This window comes from Candidatus Magnetominusculus dajiuhuensis, assembly GCF_046044395.1.
GTDB lineage: Bacteria > Nitrospirota > Thermodesulfovibrionia > Thermodesulfovibrionales > Magnetobacteriaceae > Magnetominusculus > Magnetominusculus dajiuhuensis.
The window spans coordinates 1-19,796 of sequence record NZ_JBJUSG010000019.1; the positions used below are offsets into that span (position 1 = coordinate 1).

16 protein-coding genes and 1 tRNA gene are annotated in these 19,796 nt (G+C 46.3%); 9 read left to right on the plus strand and 8 right to left on the minus strand.

Annotated features, from left to right (window positions below):
- Positions 1–108: 108 nt before the first annotated feature.
- From AB7D94_RS04315 to mnmL, 3 genes are all read left to right on the plus strand, one after another.
- Entirely contained in the window at positions 109–339 is a 231-nt protein-coding gene (locus AB7D94_RS04315; RefSeq protein ID WP_420264497.1) for a hypothetical protein, read from the plus strand.
- 149 nt (positions 340–488) lie between these two features.
- Entirely contained in the window at positions 489–1,946 is a 1,458-nt protein-coding gene (cysS, locus tag AB7D94_RS04320; protein WP_420264498.1) for a cysteine--tRNA ligase, read from the plus strand.
- 3 nt (positions 1,947–1,949) lie between these two features.
- Positions 1,950–2,891: a tRNA modification radical SAM protein MnmL/YtqA gene (gene mnmL, locus AB7D94_RS04325; RefSeq protein WP_420264499.1), complete on the plus strand. Its 942-nt coding sequence runs from the start codon at positions 1,950–1,952 to the stop codon at positions 2,889–2,891.
- 28 nt (positions 2,892–2,919) lie between these two features.
- Here mnmL and AB7D94_RS04330 read toward each other — a convergent pair whose 3' ends face one another.
- From AB7D94_RS04330 to AB7D94_RS04355, 6 genes are all read right to left on the minus strand, one after another.
- Positions 2,920–3,411 (minus strand): PilZ domain-containing protein, encoded by a 492-nt coding sequence (locus AB7D94_RS04330; protein ID WP_420264500.1) that lies wholly within the window; start codon positions 3,409–3,411, stop codon positions 2,920–2,922.
- Positions 3,412–3,726: 315 nt separating this feature from the next.
- Positions 3,727–4,233, minus strand: coding sequence for a hypothetical protein (locus tag AB7D94_RS04335; protein ID WP_420264501.1), 507 nt, complete (start codon positions 4,231–4,233; stop codon positions 3,727–3,729).
- A 102-nt stretch (positions 4,234–4,335) separates the two neighbouring features.
- Positions 4,336–4,710, minus strand: coding sequence for a hypothetical protein (locus tag AB7D94_RS04340; RefSeq protein WP_420264502.1), 375 nt, complete (start codon positions 4,708–4,710; stop codon positions 4,336–4,338).
- Between the two features lie 32 nt (positions 4,711–4,742).
- The gene (locus AB7D94_RS04345; protein ID WP_420264503.1) at positions 4,743–5,441 is read right to left on the minus strand and encodes an HAD family hydrolase; all 699 of its coding nucleotides are present in this window, start codon (positions 5,439–5,441) and stop codon (positions 4,743–4,745) included.
- Positions 5,442–5,445: 4 nt separating this feature from the next.
- Positions 5,446–6,087 (minus strand): precorrin-8X methylmutase, encoded by a 642-nt coding sequence (locus AB7D94_RS04350; protein ID WP_420264504.1) that lies wholly within the window; start codon positions 6,085–6,087, stop codon positions 5,446–5,448.
- Between the two features lies 1 nt (position 6,088).
- The gene (locus AB7D94_RS04355) at positions 6,089–7,060 is read right to left on the minus strand and encodes a chemotaxis protein (RefSeq protein ID WP_420264505.1); all 972 of its coding nucleotides are present in this window, start codon (positions 7,058–7,060) and stop codon (positions 6,089–6,091) included.
- A gap of 102 nt (positions 7,061–7,162) precedes the next feature.
- Between AB7D94_RS04355 and AB7D94_RS04360 the strand changes: the two genes are divergently transcribed.
- The 3 genes from AB7D94_RS04360 to AB7D94_RS04370 all read left to right on the plus strand — a co-directional run bounded on the left by AB7D94_RS04360 (position 7,163) and on the right by AB7D94_RS04370 (position 13,593).
- Complete coding sequence (locus tag AB7D94_RS04360; RefSeq protein ID WP_420264506.1) at positions 7,163–10,309, plus strand: UvrD-helicase domain-containing protein; 3,147 nt, start codon at positions 7,163–7,165, stop codon at positions 10,307–10,309.
- Positions 10,306–13,125 carry a PD-(D/E)XK nuclease family protein gene (locus AB7D94_RS04365; protein WP_420264507.1) on the plus strand — a complete coding sequence of 940 codons (2,820 nt, stop codon included), beginning with the start codon at positions 10,306–10,308 and terminating at the stop codon, positions 13,123–13,125. The genes AB7D94_RS04360 and AB7D94_RS04365 overlap by 4 nt, the downstream gene beginning before the upstream one ends.
- 183 nt (positions 13,126–13,308) lie before the next feature.
- Positions 13,309–13,593 carry a nucleotidyltransferase family protein gene (locus AB7D94_RS04370; RefSeq protein WP_420264508.1) on the plus strand — a complete coding sequence of 95 codons (285 nt, stop codon included), beginning with the start codon at positions 13,309–13,311 and terminating at the stop codon, positions 13,591–13,593.
- Positions 13,594–13,716: 123 nt separating this feature from the next.
- Here AB7D94_RS04370 and AB7D94_RS04375 read toward each other — a convergent pair whose 3' ends face one another.
- Entirely contained in the window at positions 13,717–14,238 is a 522-nt protein-coding gene (locus tag AB7D94_RS04375) for a Uma2 family endonuclease (protein ID WP_420264509.1), read from the minus strand.
- A gap of 250 nt (positions 14,239–14,488) precedes the next feature.
- On the opposite strand from AB7D94_RS04375, the gene AB7D94_RS04380 reads away from it, so the two are divergent.
- Positions 14,489–14,563 (plus strand) — tRNA-Pro (locus AB7D94_RS04380).
- Between the two features lie 204 nt (positions 14,564–14,767).
- The gene (locus AB7D94_RS04385) at positions 14,768–17,035 is read left to right on the plus strand and encodes a sensor domain-containing diguanylate cyclase (RefSeq protein ID WP_420264510.1); all 2,268 of its coding nucleotides are present in this window, start codon (positions 14,768–14,770) and stop codon (positions 17,033–17,035) included.
- A gap of 76 nt (positions 17,036–17,111) precedes the next feature.
- Here AB7D94_RS04385 and AB7D94_RS04390 read toward each other — a convergent pair whose 3' ends face one another.
- Positions 17,112–17,879: a DUF169 domain-containing protein gene (locus AB7D94_RS04390; RefSeq protein WP_420264521.1), complete on the minus strand. Its 768-nt coding sequence runs from the start codon at positions 17,877–17,879 to the stop codon at positions 17,112–17,114.
- Positions 17,880–18,070: 191 nt separating this feature from the next.
- On the opposite strand from AB7D94_RS04390, the gene AB7D94_RS04395 reads away from it, so the two are divergent.
- Complete coding sequence (locus AB7D94_RS04395) at positions 18,071–19,771, plus strand: phospho-sugar mutase (protein WP_420264511.1); 1,701 nt, start codon at positions 18,071–18,073, stop codon at positions 19,769–19,771.
- Positions 19,772–19,796 lie beyond the last annotated feature (25 nt).

Consider the following 19,796-nt stretch of genomic DNA (forward strand, 5'->3'; position numbering starts at 1 on the left):
TGATTATACTATACATACTACCAGTATCGTTCTTGCCTTCACCGAGAATCGCTGTCAGCAGTGTAATGAGTTTGACATGGGGTTGCACCTTGTTATACAATAGGCCATATGAAAAAGTTACTTATCGTATTAGCGGTTATAGTTGCATTTCCACTGTTGCCGTTGTTTTTGCCCATAGCGTTGGTTTACCTTTTAGCGGCTGTGAATATGAGCAAAGGCTATGGCAAGATGTTTTGCGGCGGCGTAAAGCCATCTACGAAGGACGTGATAATAGAGGCTATGGCGTCTAAAGGGATACCGATTCCCGCATGGCTACTGTCTAAGCAGAAATCCTGCTGAGCGTCAGCCCCAACTCAGGGGATAATCTCCACGTTGGCGGCTTCCAGAACTCCGCCCTTTGTCAATCATGTAAGCAGTGCCGCTTGCTAAAGTGCCGCGAACTGTTATAGCATACTGTGGTGCAATACAATAATTATTGAAGGAGTCACATGGGATTAAAAATATATAACACTATGTCGGGCAAGAAAGAGGAATTCATCCCCTTGGAGGGGAAAAAGGTAGGGATGTACGTATGTGGAGTAACGGTCTATGATTTGTGCCATGTCGGACACGCCAGAAGCGCTGTCGTCTTTGATGCAATCAGCAGGTACCTGCGATTCAGGGGCTACGACGTGACATTCGTCAAAAACTTCACCGACATAGACGACAAGATAATAAACAGGGCTATTGAAGAGGGTAAGAGCTGGGACGAAATCGCAGAGACCTACACGAATGAATACTATAAGGATATGGAAAAGCTGGGTGTTGCAAAGCCTGATATAGAGCCTAAGGCAACCGGGCATATAGCCGGGATGCTCGACATTATTGGCAAGCTGATGGACAAGGGATATGCCTATGAAACCGACGACGGCGTGTATTATGAGGTGGGGAAGTTCGTCGGCTATGGAATGCTCTCCAGGCGCGACCTTTCCTCAATGGAGGCCGGGGCACGCGTGGAGATAGACCTGAAAAAGAGAAACCACTTTGATTTTGCCCTGTGGAAGCGCTCCAAAGAGGGCGAACCGGCGTGGGACAGCCCGTGGGGCGCGGGCAGGCCGGGTTGGCACATCGAATGCAGCGCCATGTCGCTCAAACACCTCGGCGAGACCTTTGATATTCACGGCGGCGGCGCGGACTTAATCTTCCCGCACCATGAAAACGAAATCGCCCAGAGCTGCGCCGCCACAGGCAAGCCCTTCGCCAAGTACTGGGTTCATAACGGTTTCATCACAATAGACAAGGAAAAGATGTCCAAATCCCTTGGGAATTTCTTCACGATAAGGGATATTCTGCAGGAATTCGACCCCGAGGTACTGAGGGTCTTTCTCCTCTGCACACACTACCGAAGCCCCATAGAGTTCTCGCGCGAAAGCTTGAGGCAGACGGAGCCATCAATAGACAGGGTTTACTCCACGGTGCTTAGGGTGGAGGATTATTTGAAGGCGTTTAAAGAGAAGGCGAAAACTACAAAGGACGCCGCCGACTTCGGCATTATTGTCGGCTCTTTCAGAGGCAAATTTATTGAGGCCATGGACGATGATTTTAATACCGCCGCCGCCGTTGCCACAATCTTTGATATTGTCAGGGAGATAAACCGCTATCTTGATAAAAAACCGGCATCGCAGGAGACGAAACCATTGATTGAAAAGGCCATAGCAGATGTAAAAGAGTGCGCCGGGGTGCTGAACATATTTATTAAAACACCGCAGCAGTGGTACCAGTCGTTGCTTTGTGCACATAAGGCCGATATAACAGAATCTGAAATTGAGCATCTGATAACGAAGCGCCGTCAGGCCAGGCAGGACAAGGACTGGAAACTGGCCGATGAAATCAGAGGAAGCCTTGACGCAAAAGGTATTCTTCTTGAGGACAAGGATGACGGCACAATCTGGAAGGTAAAGGTATAATATGTGGGCATTGTAACCACGCAACGCCTCTATAATTCCTTTGGCCTTCACATAAGAGAGCTATTTGGCCAGAGTGTCTATAAGGTCAACATAGACGCCGGGTTTACCTGCCCCAACAGGGACGGCACCGTCGGCGTCGGAGGGTGTGTTTATTGCAATAATGACAGCTTCCGCCCATCATCGTGCAAGCCTGCCATAGGGGTAAGGCAGCAAGTGGAAAACGGTATATCATATCTATCGAAAAGGTATAAGGCCGATAAGTTTATCGCCTACTTCCAGCCATATACAAACACATACGCGCCGGTTGATGAGCTGAGGCGGATTTACTATGAGGCGCTCGCCCACCCAAACATAGTGGGCATCGCGGTAGGCACAAGGCCGGACGCCATTGACGAGGAGAAATTTCAGCTTCTTCAGACCATAGCAAAGGACTATTTTGTCCTCATAGAGTTTGGCCTTCAGTCTATATACGACAAAAGCCTCTCGTACATAAACAGGGGGCATGGCTATGCCTGTTTCCTCAATGCCCTTGACATGGCCTCAAACCATAGGTCATTACATATCGGGGCGCACATCATAGTCGGGTTTCCCACAGAGACAGTTGATGAGATGCTCTCAATGGCCACGGTGGTATCAGAACTCCGGTTAGGATTTCTGAAGATACATCAACTTCAGATAGTCAAGGGCACATTGATGGCCGCGGAGTATGCAAAGAATCCATTTTTCGTATTTGATTACGAACAATATCTGGATTTCCTCGTAGAATTCGTACAAAGGCTATCGCCCGAAATCGTCCTGCAGAGGATGTTTGCCACCGCCCCTGACGATATCCTGATAGCACCAGTGTGGAATAAGACCAGACAGCAGATACTAATAGATATAGAAAATAAGTTCAGGGCAGCCGACGCGTTTCAGGGGAAAAGGTATTCCGGCACAAGGCAATAGCCTTTGGGATGGCCCTTTGCGGCAATAATCAGGCCTTGAGGAAAAAACCAATTTCCATCTCTTCGTATTCACCGAGGTCCTTAAACCTTAGTCCCATGGTAACGGTTGTCTTTGTTTCCTCTGTTATGCGGACGATTTCTCCATATACCTTGATTGGCTCTTCGCGCGGCGGTAAGACAAAGCTCAACGACATGACATTACCTACCTTTTCGTGGATGCTTTTTAAACACTTAAATCTCAGCCCGCCAATAGATATATCTATGATAGTTCCTTTTCTTGGCGGACGGTTGATACCTGTTATCTGGTAAGACGCCTCAATCTCAATATTTCTACGATAGGACTTCCGCTTATTCAAATTAATGACTATATGCTTATTACACTTTGGGCAGGAGATAGCAAACGCCTTCTCCGGCGGGTATGCCTTTTTGATCTTGCCTTTGACGCCGCAGTGTGGACATACAATAGGCATTTCAGTAGATGGATAGATAGTTATAGACTTGGAGTCAGGGTCTTTTTCCACAAAATCAACTCCAACCAGGAAGATATATCATTGCCCCACCGATCCAAAAAATGAACGCATATTGCCCCCTATGTGTTTGTGGTATTTCCATGAATTGAATTTCTGCCGCTTCGTGAGACGCAGTGCCATGACCACTTTTGATTATGCCGACAGCACCTTCCGCAATAAGTCTTGATATGACTAAAGCCACACTAAGTACCATAATTATATTATAAGGTATCGTAATACCCTATATCAAGGCTAAAATGGTGTCAGGGCAGCCGTATTTTTGATAACCTAATATGGGTTTGATAATCTATATGGATGAGGGAAGCGCTATTTTACCAGGCCAAATAGTTTGGCAATGAGGTCGAGGGACTTGGGATTGGTTAAAAGTATGACGGAAATGATGACTATCAGGGATACTTTCATTCTCCAGTTCATGTCTGTAAATTTTTCGCTCATCTTGCCTTCAAGGGATGTAATCCTATCGTTAAGCCTGCCTTCAAGGGAGGAAATTTTCTCGTTCATCTTGCCTTCAAGGGAGGAAATTCTTTCGTTAAGCCTGCCTTCAAGGGAGGAAATTCTCTCGCTAAGCCTGCCTTCAAGGGATGTAATTCTATCGTTAAGCCTGCCTTCCGACCTTGCCAAATCTTCTTTAGTTGCCAGCTCTTTGGTTAACTCTTCTTTTATTTCTGCTTTCTTCTGAACAACAACGGTTTCCGCCCTTTTATCAATCGCGTCAAAAGAGGCCAATATAAGTTTGCCGACCTCACGGGCGTCTTCTCTGCCAACCTTCTTTTCAAGCAGGTCGTATAATTCTATCGGCAATGTAGCAGGCATGATTTCATTATAAATTAACGTCAGAGGGAAAATCAATTTCCCGAAAATGGTGTCACGTCAGGGCAGCCGTATTTTTGATAACCTATATAGATGAGGGAGCTGCTATTTTACAAGGCCAAATAGTTTGGCAATGAGGTCGAGGGCCTTAGGGTTGGTTAAAAGTATGACGAAAAGGATAATTAGCAGGGATACTTTCATTCTCCAGTTCATGTCTGTAAATTTTTCGTTTATCTTGCCTTCAAGGGAGGAAATTCTCTCGCTAAGCCTGCCTTCCAACTTTGCCAAATCTTCTTTATTTGCCAGCTCTTTGGTTAACTCTTCTTTTATTTCTGCTTTTTTCTGAATAACAACGGTTTCTGCCCTTTTATCAATCGCGTCAAAAGAGGCCAATATAAGCTTGCCGACCTCACGGGCGTCTTCTCTGCCAACCTTCTTTTCAAGCAGGTCGTATAATTCTATCGGCAATGTAGCAGGCATGATTTCATTATAAATTAACGTCAGAGGGAAAATCAATTTCCAGCGATAGCACCGCCGTCAATGAGCGCCAGGACGGCATTTGTGTCCGACAGGTCATTAAATACAGCGTCAGCTCCGGCCTCAGCAAGCTCACCCACAGTGTACGGCCCTGTGGCCACGGCTATTGTAAACGCACCGTGTGTCTTGCCCACATCAACATCCTTTGGTGTGTCGCCTATGATGACGCATTGGCTGAATGAAAATCTTACGCCCGTATTCTTATAAAAATCTTCTACCGCGATGGGAAGCAGCCGGTTTCTGTCTTCATGGGCGTCTCCGAAGGCGCCTCCCCCGAAATGCTGCCAGAGGCCCACAGACGACAGTTTTATCTCTGCGCCAGCCCTCAGGTTTCCCGTGAGAAGCCCTATGCGGTTTTTACCGCGCAGCCCCTCTATCAGGGCGGTAATGCCGGGCTTGATATGTTTTTTATCGGTACAGATTTCTAACCGGAGGCGGCTAAGATACTGCTCCCTGATAGACGCTATGACGCCGTTTCCATCTGTGAGCTTGTGGTACTTAAGACCCTCTTTAAATATGCGCAAGTCCGTCTTTCCGTCGAATCTGATATTTCTAAAGGCGTCTTTTATGGAGAATAATTCATAAAAGGCATCGCTGAGGCTCTTGCCGCCCGCACCTCCGGCATCCATCAGCGTGCCGTCTATGTCGAATAGGATGAGTTTGCCGCTGACCATTATTCTATTGAGCTGCGAGTTTTATTATCGCGTTGATAATCGCCGCCGCTATGGGGCTTCCACCCTTTCTCCCCAGGCATGTGATATAGGGATAGGGCTGTTTTGCAAGGGCTGCCTTTGACTCCTCCGCCCTGACAAACCCCACAGGTACCCCTACAACAAGTCCGGGACCAACCTTGCCGTCCTCAATTAGTTCCATCAATCTGATAAGGGCGGTAGGGGCGTTGCCAATTGCCGCGATTCCCCATTTAGCCGCGGTTTCATTATTTAAGAAAGCCTTCTCTACCGCGCACTCGGCCCTCGTCATCGCCTTTTGCCCTGCGGCCATCTCCACATCCTCATCGGAGATATAACATACCACAGTGCCGCCAAACTTCGACAACGCCTTTTTATCTATGCCGGCCTCAACCATTTTCACGTCTACAAATATGTCCTTCCCTGCCCTGATTGCCGATATGCCGCTTCTTATAGCCCCGGCATGGAATTTCAGAATATTCTCAAAATCGAAATCTCCTGTGGCATGAATCACCCTTTTTACCACTGGCAGACACTGCTCGTCGAAATGTCTCGCCATCCCGGCTTCAATAATCGAAAAGCTATCTTTTTCTATTTTAGCGCCTTTGTCCATCATCGAGGCACCTGGCATATCAACGGAAAAATCTCGACACCTCACTTATGAGCTGTGCAACGTCAAATTTTATGAGATACCCGTCAGCACCCACAATCTTTGATTTATTCTTGTTTTCATCCCCGCTCAGCGAGGTATTTACAATCACCGGAAGACCCTGAAACCGAGGGTCACTTTTTACGGCTTTAGTAAACGTCAGCCCGTCCATCTCAGGCATTTCAACATCCGTAATAACCAGACTCAGGAAATTGGTTATCGGTTGGTCGCCTATTTTATCAAGAAATTCGTTTAATACCTTAAGTCCCTGCTTTCCATCGGCGGCTTCCATGATAGTGAGGCCGATGTTTTCAAGAGTGTCCTTCAGAATCCTGCGAGCCACCATGGAGTCATCCACTATCAGGACATTGCCGGACAGTTTCTTTTTATGAAGCCCCTTGAGGTCGTCAAGGTTAACCCCTACCTTAGGTACCAGTGCGCCAATACTCTGGATAACGCTCTCAAGGTCAAGTATCAGGAGCAGGTCATCGTTCTCTTCTATCTTGGTTACGCCGGTTATCCTTCCTCCGTGTTTGGACTGCAGAAACGGCGGGGGTGGTTTTATCTGGCTCCACTTTATTCTTCGTATCCTTTCTACTTCGTGAACTACTATGCCCACCGTTGTGCTGAGCATCTCCAGGACTATAACCTTTTGCCTTATGTCCTTAGAATCCGCTTGTTCGGGTACCACCAACTTCATCCACTTGCCCAGATCAATGATTGGAATGACCTCTCCGCGTACCTCCGCCAACGCCTCCGCATACTCCGGCAAGTCAGGAACGGTCGTAAGTACCGGCATCGGTATGATTTCTCTGACCTTTGCCACATTGACTCCATAGCTGCGCGTCTCAGGCTTGCCGTCTTGCAAGAGGCAGTACATCTTAAACACCACAAGTTCCATCTCATTGGCGCCAACCTTAAGAACCTCCGGCAAAGCACCCGCGTTATGAGTCATTTGACACCTCCCCTGTTAATCAGTATAGTATCTGTGTATCGGCACTTATCATACTCATACATAATACCACAATATGTAACGAAGATTAAAGGGTCAGGAAAGATGGACGTAATAGAAAAAGACGACAGTATATCTTTTCCACACACGGTAATACTAAAGGCCTCTGCCGGCTCCGGCAAGACTCACGCCCTGACAAAGAGATTTGTCCAGTTCCTCCTGTCTGCCGCCGTGGCGCGTAACAGTATGAAAAACATCATGGCCGTAACATTCTCAAACAACGCGGCCAAAGAGATGAAAGAGCGCATACTACGGTGGCTTAAGGACATCTATTTTGGTGACAAATCCAAACGCTCCGAACTCCTCCAATGTCTCTCCATAGACGAAGACACACTCCTTGCCCGGACGGCTGCCCTTATTGATGAAATATTGGACAACTATACGGATTTTCAGGTCAAGACCATTGACAGCTTTATGGCGTCGGTATTCAAGGCCTCAGTAATTGATTTGGGATATAATCAGGACTTCGAGATACAATTAAACGGCAGCCCCCTTATGGACTACGCCTTTGAGCTGTTTCTCAGAAGAGTGAGGGAAGGCTCCAACGAGGGCAAGGTAGTGGAGGACGCCATAGCTATCCTGCTTGAAAACCGGCAGACTGACAGCCCATTTCTCTGGGAGCCGTCCAGGCCGATTCTCGCAGAGATAAAAAAGATATATAAAAAACTGGCAGCCGCTGGAAAAAGGCCGCGCACCCTTCATCTCGAAAAAAAGATCAGCGACATAAAGAATTCCATCAGAGAGGCTTGCGAGGCGCTGGAGTCCGCGATTGCCGGCTCCGAAAGCCAAAGGCACGGCAACAGCTCCTATAAAAACATCCTCCCCGACGTAAGGGCGGGAAACTTTGCCGACATCCTCGGCAGGGGCACCTCCAATCCACCCGTAAAAAAGCCAGGCGTCAAAGACAGGCATTCAGCCGCCCCCTATGCCCACATCTGCGACATGTGGACTGTCCTCACAGGGAAGATAAGCCAGTACGCTATCCTCTACGCGCACACATACTACGACCCCTATATCAGGGTCTATGAAGACTTCCACGATACGCTGGCAAAGGTAAAAAAACACTACGGTGCCGTATTTATCGAAGACATCAACATGATGCTTGCCGGTTATCTTGAGCGTGAGATAGTCCCTGATGTGTATTTCAGGATAGGCGAAACGGTCTATCACTATCTCATAGACGAATATCAGGACACCTCGCCGATTCAGTGGAAAAACCTCTACCCGCTTATAGAGAATTCCATCTCTCAGGGCGGGAGCCTCTTTGCCGTTGGCGACACCAAGCAGGCGATTTACGGCTTTCGTGACGCCGACTACAGCATAATGAAGCGCTATGAGCAACATAAGCCCTTTCCCGCCGCCGAACACTTTGTCAGGGAGCTAGACACAAACTTCAGGAGCCTCCAGAGAATCCTTGATTTCAACGATACCGTTTTTAAGCATACACTGCCGCAAAACGATGATTTACGCGATGCCGCCCAAAGAAGCGGCCTCACCGATTTCACGCAGAAGGTCCGCCCCGGCAACGAAAACTCTGGACACGTGGAAGTCTCCGTGCTTCAGATACCTGACTCCGGGGACGATGCCCCGCCAGAACCTGAGAAAATCAGATTTACGGCGATTATCAAAGACCTGATAATGCGCGGATATAACCTCAGCGACATAGCCGTCATTACTAAAAAAAATGACGACGTCCTCATGGCGGCCTCATGGCTCAATGAAATAACCATCGCCGAAAAAAATATCGCAGGCGTTCCCTTCATATCCTTCAGCAGCCTCGACGTAAGAAAGTCAAAGATTACCGGCGAGCTTATCTCGTTATTGAATTTTCTGGATTCCCCGATTGATGACCTGTCTTTCATCACATTTTGTACGGGTGAAATCTTTGCCGCCATTATTGACAGAGACAAACAGCAGACGAGCATGGAGGCGATAAACGCGTTTTTCCTACAAAAAAGGTCTACCCCCCCCCTGTATAAGGTCTTCCAAGCTCAATTTCCCACCCTATGGGACAAATATTTCGACGGTCTTTTTAAAGCTGCCGGATTTTTTCCACTTTATGACCTCGTCAGCGAAATTTACAGGGTATTTAAGGTGTTTGAGACCGTCGCCGAGAAAGAGGCCGTGCTTGCCAGAGTCCTTGAGGCAATTAAGGAGTTTGAAGACAAGGGCAGCAACAACCTGAGGGATTTCCTTACTATGGCGCTCGACGAGGACACTACCGCTAACGGGACAGACGCGACCTGGACAATAGACGTGCCGACTACTACCGACGCCGTGCGCGTTATGACCGTGCATAAGGCCAAGGGGCTTGGCTTTCCGGTAGTCATCGTCCTGCTCTATGATGAGAGGGCCAAAGGGCCGGAGTTCATAACGTATGAGACCAAAGAGGGCATTAATCTCCTGAAATTAAACGAAAAGATACTTAAATCTATCTCCATGACAGACCCCGACACATACAGGCTTCTCTATGATGAACAACAGTCTAAAGATGTTGTAAACCACCTCAACACCATCTATGTCGCTTTGACGAGGGCCATATCGGAACTCTATGTGATTGCCGTTGAGGGTAAGTCTGGCAAACAGACATCGGGGCTTTTTCGGGAAATATCAGCACCCATGGACGAGAAATTCTCGTCTATCATTCCCGCAACCCGCCACAGCGCCGTTGAGCAATTTTTTGTTCACCACCAGGCAACAAGCCCTGTCAGCTCTGTTTATACTGAGCAGTCACTCAATGTTTTAGAAAAAAAACGGGGCGATTTCATTCACCGCGTCCTGTCATTTATTGATTACATTGAGGGCGGCTTAGAAGGCGTCATTGACAGAACGGTTGCCCTTGTAAACAGCGCATCCGCATTTAAATTCCCATCGGGCGATATAAAAAATACACTGGTGAGATTTCTAAGCAGCCCTTTCATTGTCCCATATTTCACTAACAGGCAGGGGATGTCTGTAAAAAAAGAGCAGGCATTTTCAAACTCCGGGGGTGAGCTGTTAGTCATGGACAGGGTAGTGATAGAGCCGGAGGTTGTGACGGTCATAGATTTTAAGACCGGCTCAAAAAAGAGCGAGACCTATATTTATCAATTAAGAGGCTATATCAATCTGCTGAAAGAACTCTACCCCGGACATCGCGTGGAGGGTTTAATCGCATATGTGGATTTGATAGAAGGGGTGACGGTTCAATGAACTATCGCTGGATTGCGCCTCATAGTGGGCTTATAGATGAGGTGCTCGCCAACCTGACAGGGAAGGGCGGGGATTACTCAGGCAATATCGTGGTGTTTCCCGGCAAGAGGCCGTCTCATTTTCTTAGAAAGGCCATAGGAAAGCGGCAGGAGGGCGCGTTTATCCCCCCCTTGTCGCTGTCTATGGACGAGTTCATAGACTTTCTCTATGAGACAAAGCTGGGGATTTTTGACCGGAAGACAGAGACAATAGACGCCGCCGCGATTCTTTATAATATTCACAGAAAGAATCCCCTTGGCAGCGAGGGATTTTTTATCACCGCCGATAGTTTTTTCCCCCTGGGGCTGAAACTCTACCGCGATTTCGAGGAGTTTTGCATAGAGAAAATCCCCTATCAAAAGATACGCGGGATTGAGCTTATAGCGGACGAAAAAATCCCCGCGGAAACCCTTAAAAACCTCCAGTCGCTGTCCTTGTTTTACAGGGAATTTTATGAAGTCCTCGCGAAGTTGAATTTCTCGACCCGCTCAACACGATACCGCGCCGTCGCTGAGCGAGTTGGCGATATAGACCTGAGCGCCTTTGATAAGATTATAATTTCAGGATTTTTCGCCCTCACGAAATCAGAAAGTGATTTGTTTAAGGCACTGTCAGAAAAGGATAACTCCCTGTTTATATTCCACAGGGCAGACGGCGTTGCCCAAACCCTTGCAGCCCTCGGCATATCCGAAGACGGCCCTGACCCTGAGCCGCAACCTGACAATGCCGCACCCCCCGTAATAACAATCTACAAGAGCACTGACACGCACGGGCAGGTGTTTGCCCTTAGCCGTCTGCTCAATGATAATCCAGGACACAGGGATTCAAACACCGTGGTTGCCCTGCCTGCCTCAGAGACCGTCTTTTCCGTACTTCACCACGGCATTTCAATGCTTGAGGCAAACGCGTATAACGTATCGCTTGGCTACCCGCTTCTTCGCACACCCGTGTTTGGTTTTTTTGAGAATCTCATTGAATTAATCCTGTCAATTGATGGAGACCGCCTCTACGTGCCAAGTTATATAAGGTTCATTCTCCATCCATACACAAAAAATATCTATCTCAACGGCAGGGCGGACGCCACCAGGATAATGTTTCACACGCTGGAGGAGACCCTCAAGGGCAACTCGACAAAGACTTTTCTCACGCTGCATGAGATTGAGGAAGACGCGAAATTCCTTGACTCTGTGACACAACAGGTAACCAACGCGGGTATCGCGGCAGGCAAAAGCGATATAAGGGCACACATAAAGGCAATCCACGACAAGACGATAAGACAGTACCTGTCATTTAAAAACACGGGGGACTTCGCCCTGAAGACCATAGCGCTCATGACATACATCTATGAGCAGAGTACGGCGCGTCTGCACCCGTTTTTCTTTCCATTTTCAGAGGCGTTTACGCTGGCCGCATACTCTATCTCCAATTCAATGATGCGCGATATAGTGTTTTCTGATACGGCCGGGTATTTTAATTTGTTTAAGCGTTACGTGGCCACATGTTATTGTCCATTTGAGGGGATGCCGCTTAGGGGTGTGCAGATACTGGGGTTTCTGGAGACGCGCAATATCAGATTTGACAATGTCTATATCATGGACGTAAACGAGGACGCACTGCCAGCGTTGTCGAAAGAGGACTCACTCCTGCCCTTTAAGGCGCGCCAGATACTTGGGCTTCCCACACACATTGACAGAGAACGCCTGTCTGCCAGTTATTTTGAGACCCTGATAGCCGGGGCAAAAGAGGTTCATATATTCTTTGTCGAAAACAACAAGAAAGAAAAGAGCCGGTTCATAGAGAAACTCCTGTGGGAAATGCAAAAAAAAGACCACACTTTAAGCGACCCCACTATCCCTATCCAGTACAATGTTGACCTGAAAAATACCCCGCCCTCTGCCATTGTCAAGACGACATATCTGCTTGGCGTGTTAAAAGACGAGCTTACTTACAGCGCCTCTTCACTCAATGCCTATTTAAAATGCCCGCTTATGTTTTATTACCAGTATGTCCTGAGGCTTGAGAAAAGGGAACAGCTCTCCGGCTCTCTGCTCAAAAAGGATATAGGCACTTTTATCCACGAGGTATTGTACGAATATTTTAGAACGCGGGTTGGCGTTGTCTTAACTGAAACTGATATAGATGAGGGCCGCATGTTGGAAATCGTTGACGCCAAATTTGATTTCCTCTACGGGAAAGACACGGTGGGCGCGGTATATCTGCTAAAGAAACAACTCAAACGGCGGATGTCTGATTATCTGGGGAAATACGCCCTGCCGCTCATAAAAAAATCAGGAATAAAGATCCTGTCACTTGAGGAAAAAATAGAGCACACCCACAGGGGCTACAAACTCACCGGGCGGCTTGATAAGGTAGAGCTGCGAGATGGGAATAAAATCTTCATAGCCGACTATAAGACAACGGCAGACAGCCGCTCACTCGAGATAAACCACGACCGCCTTAATGCCGCAGACAGAGACACATGGGCGGCGGCAATCGGGACGATTCAAATGCCATTTTACCTGCTTCTGTACGCGCTTAAAACGGGCGGCAACCCGCAAGACCTCAACGGAGTATTCATCCAACTTGGGCGTACCTACATGGACGAAGACATAGAGATACCGCTATTTAAAGAGGATGGCCAGCGATTTGAGCCGCTTTTGGACGTAATTAACGGCATTCTCGATGAAATCCATGATTTACACACACCGTTTAACCCCACGGCCAATTCAAAAGACACCTGCCCGCAGTGTCAGTACAGGTATATGTGCGGGACGTGACATGTAAATTCGGTTCAGTTGTATGTGATACGCCCCTGCTATCCTGACTGTATTCAGGATGGGAATTAAGTATTGTGTCCCCCGAATTACGGCTGGTTAATTATTTGCACCGGGATTTGATATAATATAAAGACTGGTTATAGTGGACTAATCTGTTTGATCAGGACATTGAGGTAATAGAAAATGAGCCCTATTGAGGTATTAAAAAACAATGAAATTATTATAAAGGGTAAATACCCTGTAAAGAATATCGGTGTTTTTGGCTCTTTTGCGAAAGGTAAAGACACCGAAGAAAGCGATGTTGACGTTTTAGTGGAGTTCACGGAGCCTGTCGATATATTTGAGTTCATTGATTTAAAGGAGTTCCTTGAGGCATTACTCGGCAAGACGGTTGACCTTGTATCTATCAAGGCGTTAAAGCCCTTCTTAAGGAATAGAATCCTGAGCGAGGTTATTTATGTCCAATAGGGATTACAGATTATTCCTGCATGATATTTTCGAGTCTATCGCCAAAATTGAAGAATATACAAGCACAATGATGAGGTGCCAGGTCATGACCTGAGACATAATACCGCATCTTTTTGGGACAGTTTACCACTGTTGCCCGAATATGTCCGTAACGTTAATTTGAAGCCCTTCTATGACTTTAGACGTAACCGTGCCCTCAAGCTCGGCAATACAGTGTTTCTTATACCTGTCATTTTCGATTGTTAAAACCTCAACCGTTTGCAACTCAGGTATGACTACCCAATACTCGGGTACCCTGTATTTCTCGTATATAGCCTTCTTCACCTCGGTATCTTTTTCAAAACTACCCGGGGATATAATCTCACAAACCATATCCGGCACACCCCTTATCCAATCCTGAAAGATCCCCATGTTTTCTTTCCTGATGAACAATATATCCGGTTGAAGCCTGTTAATCCCTTCCTCAAATATTACGTCAAGGGGTGAAAATAACAACTTCCCCAAATGATTTTTCCTGACATGCTGACGCATAATATCAAACAAGTTAGCTGCTACGTCCTGATGCCTTCCAAAAGGACTAGGCCCCATGATTTCCTCTCCATTGATGATTTCAGTTAAATCTAAATCGCTTACGATAGCTTCCATGAGGATATTGTATCACCATACTTTAGGTTTTGTCTACAATTGCGGTGCCAGGCCAGCAATTCTCGGTGAACGAAAATATCTTTCAATATTAAGGAGTTATAAGTGTTTAGAAATATATTTTTCGCGCTGTTTTTAGTGTATATTGCTTATATATCAATGGCTTATAGGTATTTTCACCGAGAATTGCTGGGATGACCCTTTCTGATTTGACATTTAGCCATCGAATCAATTATGTTATATGTGTGAGTGTCGGGGCGTAGCGCAGTCTGGTTAGCGCACCTGCCTTGGGAGCAGGGGGCCGGAGGTTCGAATCCTCTCGCCCCGATAGATTCCATTTGCAAATAGTCCGATGTCAGAAAAATGAGGCTGGAAAAACTAAATGCCGCTAAAAAAAGGATGGTTGGAGAAAATAGAAAGTTTAACCTCTCGTTAAAGTCTATGTCCACTGCTTATGTAAATGCCATTCATTGTTCAGTTTGAACCATGCAAGGCAGTAGCCGATGTGGAGAAAATATGTACGAAGGTGAACATGGATTTATTAGAACAGTTTTTTAAGCATAACATGGATTATATATCTCTCATTTATGGGTTTGCCTTCTTTTTTATGGGAGTTGCAATCTCCATACAACCCAAAAGCGATAGCAAATTCAGATTATCACAAAATATATGGTTACTATCGGTGTTTGCTCTGTTGCACGGAATAAATGAATGGTTAGATATGATGGCATTTATACATCCGGCACAGACAATACTTAATAAAGTTGGTTTTATTTTTAGTATATCGTCATTCTGTTTCCTGCTTGAATTTGGCAGAAAATCAATATTGACAACCACCAATGTATCACTACATAAAAAATTCCTGTACCTGAAATGGTGGTTGTTGCCGCTTGTTTTATTAGTTATATCGGTTTTTATATTCAACTCTGCCAACTGGATTATAGATGGACAGATATTGTCAAGATATTTTATAGCATTACCGGGTTCTATTTTTACCGCTGCTTCTCTGTTATTATACCGCAAGGAGGCGAATATCAAAGAACATGTCAAATTGGATAAGTACTTTATAACCGCCTCAATTATTTTCATAGTATATGGCATATTAAGCGGCTTAGTTGTACCTAAAGGCAGTATATTTCCATCAACGATTATTAATACAGGGGATTTCTTATCTTTTGTACATGTCCCGGTACAGGCGTTCAGGGCTTTAGCGGCATTGATTATTGCTGTTTCTGTTATAGGTATTATCAAGTTGTTTAATTATGAGGCACAGGGAAAAATGCAAACAACGATACAGGAATTATCGTCTTTAGAAAGACAATTAGAACAACGTATATCTGACTTGAGAAATAGAGAGGTATTGCAGGAAGCATTAAAAAACATCCTGGAAATCTCCCTTGAAGATATACCTCTTAAAACGAAACTTGAGAGGTCATTGGATATAATTGTTTCCATCCCGGATATAAGCATTGAAAATAAGGGATGTATCCACCTGAAAACAGATGGCGTGGATGAGTTACGAATGATTGCCCACAGAAATCTGCATGATCACCTGCTGTCAGCATGTGCGCGGTTAAAATTTGGGCAATGTCTGTGCGGTTTGGCTGCCAGTACGGGAAAGACAATATTTTCCTGCAAAATTGACACTTTGCACTCTATAAGATTTGATGGGATACACGAACATGGACATTATTGTGTCCCCATTAGAACAGGCAGCGTGGTATTAGGCGTATTATGCCTTTATGTTAAGCACAATCATGAAAGAAACAGAGAAGAAGAGACTGCGTTTGTATCTATATCTAATGCGATTGCGTCTATAATTGACGATGGGAAAAAAGACGATGAGATTAAACGAATAAATAAATTCACTAATACGATAATTAACAGTATAAATGATTCAATTATGGTGATAGACATTAAGGATTTTACCATTGTAAGCACAAATAACACTTTTCTGAGAGACTATCGGCAGGTGGAGAGTGAGGTTACCGGCAGACATTGTTATACGATTACCCATAAGGCGTCTGAGCCTTGCAATCAACAGGAGGTTTCATGTCCCATTATGACGATGTTACGAACAGGCGAACATGCGGTGAGTGAGCATGTGCATTATGATACCGATGGGAAAGAGATATATGTCTCATGCTCGGCATCGCCGATAAGAGATGAGGCGGGAAATATTGTGCAATGCGTTTACGTCCTGAAAAATGTATCACAGCGAAAATATTATGAAAAACAACTCCAGCAATTGGCTCACTACGATGTGGTGACATCTCTGCCTAACCGGATATTGCTTTTGGACAGATTAAACATATCAATTGAATTTACAGTGCGCGAAGGCAACACGATGGCGGTGCTGTTTATAGATTTAGATAAATTTAAGGCGGTTAACGACACTTACGGGCATGAAACCGGAGATGCGCTGCTCAAAGAGGTTTCAAAAAGGTTGTTAAGCGCCGTACGGAAATCAGACACGGTTGCGCGTGTTGGCGGGGATGAGTTCATTATTATTCTTACTAAGGTAATGGGAAAAGACGATGCCGGATTAATTGCGAACAAGATTATTGTGTCATTGAATAAACTATTTTTTGTAAATGGGCATGAATGCCATATTGGCGGCAGTATTGGCATAGAGTTATATCCATTCAGCGATATAGATTCTGAAATAGATAATGTGCCCGATATGCTTATAAAAAGAGCTGATATGGCAATGTACAGGGCAAAAGAACTTGGCAAGAACAGATATGAGGTGTACAGTAGTGAACTGAGTGGTGAAAGAGAGAGCCCTTTATTTAAATAGTGGATACCGCTTTAGAAGAAAAGGACACCGGCTACTTTATCGCACTTAAGGTATCAACCCTGGTTTCCTCGCTAATTCACTCCCCCCGCGTGTCTTTGCAGTCCTTTGACTTAACGCATACTATGAGCGGGCAGTTTTTGCAGATGTCGGCACCGGGGAATGGATCTCCCGGTCTTGTAATTGAGCTACTGCCGTGCAGTTTCTTTCTGTCTAACAGTCTTTGCGTTGTCGGCTCTATATGCCCGCCCGGAATCATTACGTTTATTTCACCGCGTTCCGTTTTTCCTGAGTTATAGCTGCCGCTGCAGGGTGTTACCATGTTCAATGTGTCTTCATTGTAAGAAAATACGCACCCCCCGCAGGCAGACGCGTTCACAGTCAGAGCAGGTCTCAACGGATGTACGTCCAACGCCGCCATATAGTCAACTGTCAGGTGGTACGCCTGCATTGTGTCACAATAAAAATGCACGACATCCGGCGCGAAATACGAATCAGACAGGGGTGATACTACAAAGGCCCTTAACTGCCCCTCCGGTAGTCGTGACTTGCTTTTTATAAATCTCTCCGCCTGTTCTATGTCCTTCGTATATCTTTGCTGAGTTCTGATTTCAGCGTCATCCAGAGGTTTCCACCCAAATACATATTGCGCAGTTGTGCAGCCTAAACTCTCCTTTGTCCCCAAAATCGTCTGCCCCTTCATCCTCGGGCCAATCTCAAACTGACAAAATGTTATAGGATGTACCGGCACATGGTAAGCGGCATTATTTTTAAAATCCTCAAGCTCAGTGTCACTGAAAATAAATTTAACGGCAACAGGCTGGTGCATAAGCCTAAGCTCTTCCATAAGGATATGTTGTATTTTTTTGTAGTTCACAGGATTATCCACTTTTATTGTTATTGATAACGCTATTGTACACTAAAAAACAGGAGGTAGTAAAGGTTAACTTGAATTTTAACCGTGTTTGTTGTATCATCTTCATACCCCATTACGGGTTTGCTGTTTCTGCCCCCTGTTTCGGGGCTTTGGAGGTACTGGTGAAAAAGCTCGTTTTCAGCAGGGCAAGGCAGTGGGCCACCCTGCCAGTGTTTGACGAAGAGACGAGGTTGGAGATTCAGCGGCTGCTTGACAACGCTGATGGCAACGAACTGACCGACCGGTTTTACCGGCAGCTTGAATTTGGCACAGGCGGCCTGCGCGGCGTCCTCGGCACCGGTACAAACAGGATGAATGTCTATACGGTACGAATAGCGACCGCCGGATTGGCTCGTTATTTGTTGAGCATTTACAAAGACATGGAGACTGCCGTTTGTATTGCCTATGACTCAAGGCGTAATTCCGGGCTATTTGCCAGAGAGACCGCCCGTGTGTTGTCCGCCCATGGCATTAAATCATATCTGTTTGACTCCCTACGGCCTGTGCCGGAGTTGTCCTTTTGCGTGCGATACATGAGAGCCGCCGCGGGGGTGTGCATCACAGCCTCACACAATCCCCCGGAATATAATGGATATAAGGTATATTTCGGTGACGGTGGGCAGATTATCCACCCTCACGACGTCAATATCATTAACGAAGTAAATAAGGTATCGGACATCTCAATCATACCCGTTGTGCAGTTTGACGACGCCTTAGACTCTGGTCTGATCGAATACATCGGCCATGAAATTGACGAGGTGTACCTGAATGAAATCCTGAGACAGTCCATTCGCCCGATTAAAAACGCCATTACCATTGTCTATACACCGCTTCACGGCTCCGGTTACAGGCTCATCCCTGAGATACTCAAAAGAAAGGGTTTTGCCACCGGCGACATCCACATCGTTGAAGAACAGGCAGTGCCGGACAGTAGTTTTCCAACCGTAAAGGTTCCAAATCCCGAAGAAAGGGAAACCTTTACCATCGCCCTGCAATACGCCGCAAGGACAAACGCCGACATTGTCCTTGCCACTGACCCCGACTGTGACAGGATTGGGGTTGCTGTAAAAGACCACAACGCTGGTTATGCCTTACTAAACGGCAACCAGGTGGGGGCGCTGCTTGCGGATTATATCTTAGCCGGCCTCATGGAAGCCGGTTTGTTGCAACGCCACAGGGCATCGGTTGTGAAGACCATCGTTACCACCGGCTTAATCAAAGATATATGCGACGGCTATTCTGTGCAGTGTGTAGAGCTTCTGACGGGCTTTAAATATATCGGGCAGTGGATTAAGCTCAACCCCGACAGGGATTTCGTCTTTGGGGCAGAGGAATCCTATGGCTATCTGCGCGGCACATACGCGCGTGACAAGGACGCCGTCCTTGCCGCCAGTTTAATCTGCGAAATGGCCTCTTATTATAAATCACGCGGGTCGTCACTTTATGAGAGGCTCCAACATATTTATGAAAAATACGGCTACTACTGTGAGTTCCTCGTCTCCATTACGATGAAGGGAGAGGAGGGACACAAAGGCATTGCTTCAATTATGGAGTCATTGAGAGCTGAGCCTAAGAGGCTGCCTGGTGGCCTTGAATTTCAGGAAGCCATAGACTATAAGGACGGTGTTGCAGGGCTGCCGCGCTCAAACGTGTTGTCGTTTATTTTTCAAGACGGCTCAAAGGTAGTTGTCAGGCCATCGGGTACTGAGCCGAAAATCAAGTACTATTTCATGGTGAAGGGCGTATCGGAGCTGGCCGCCCAAAAAAGGAATAAAGAACTTCAGGAGGCGTTTATCGCGGCACCACCACATTGCAGCCCATGACACCCTGCTGACCCGTCCATTTGAG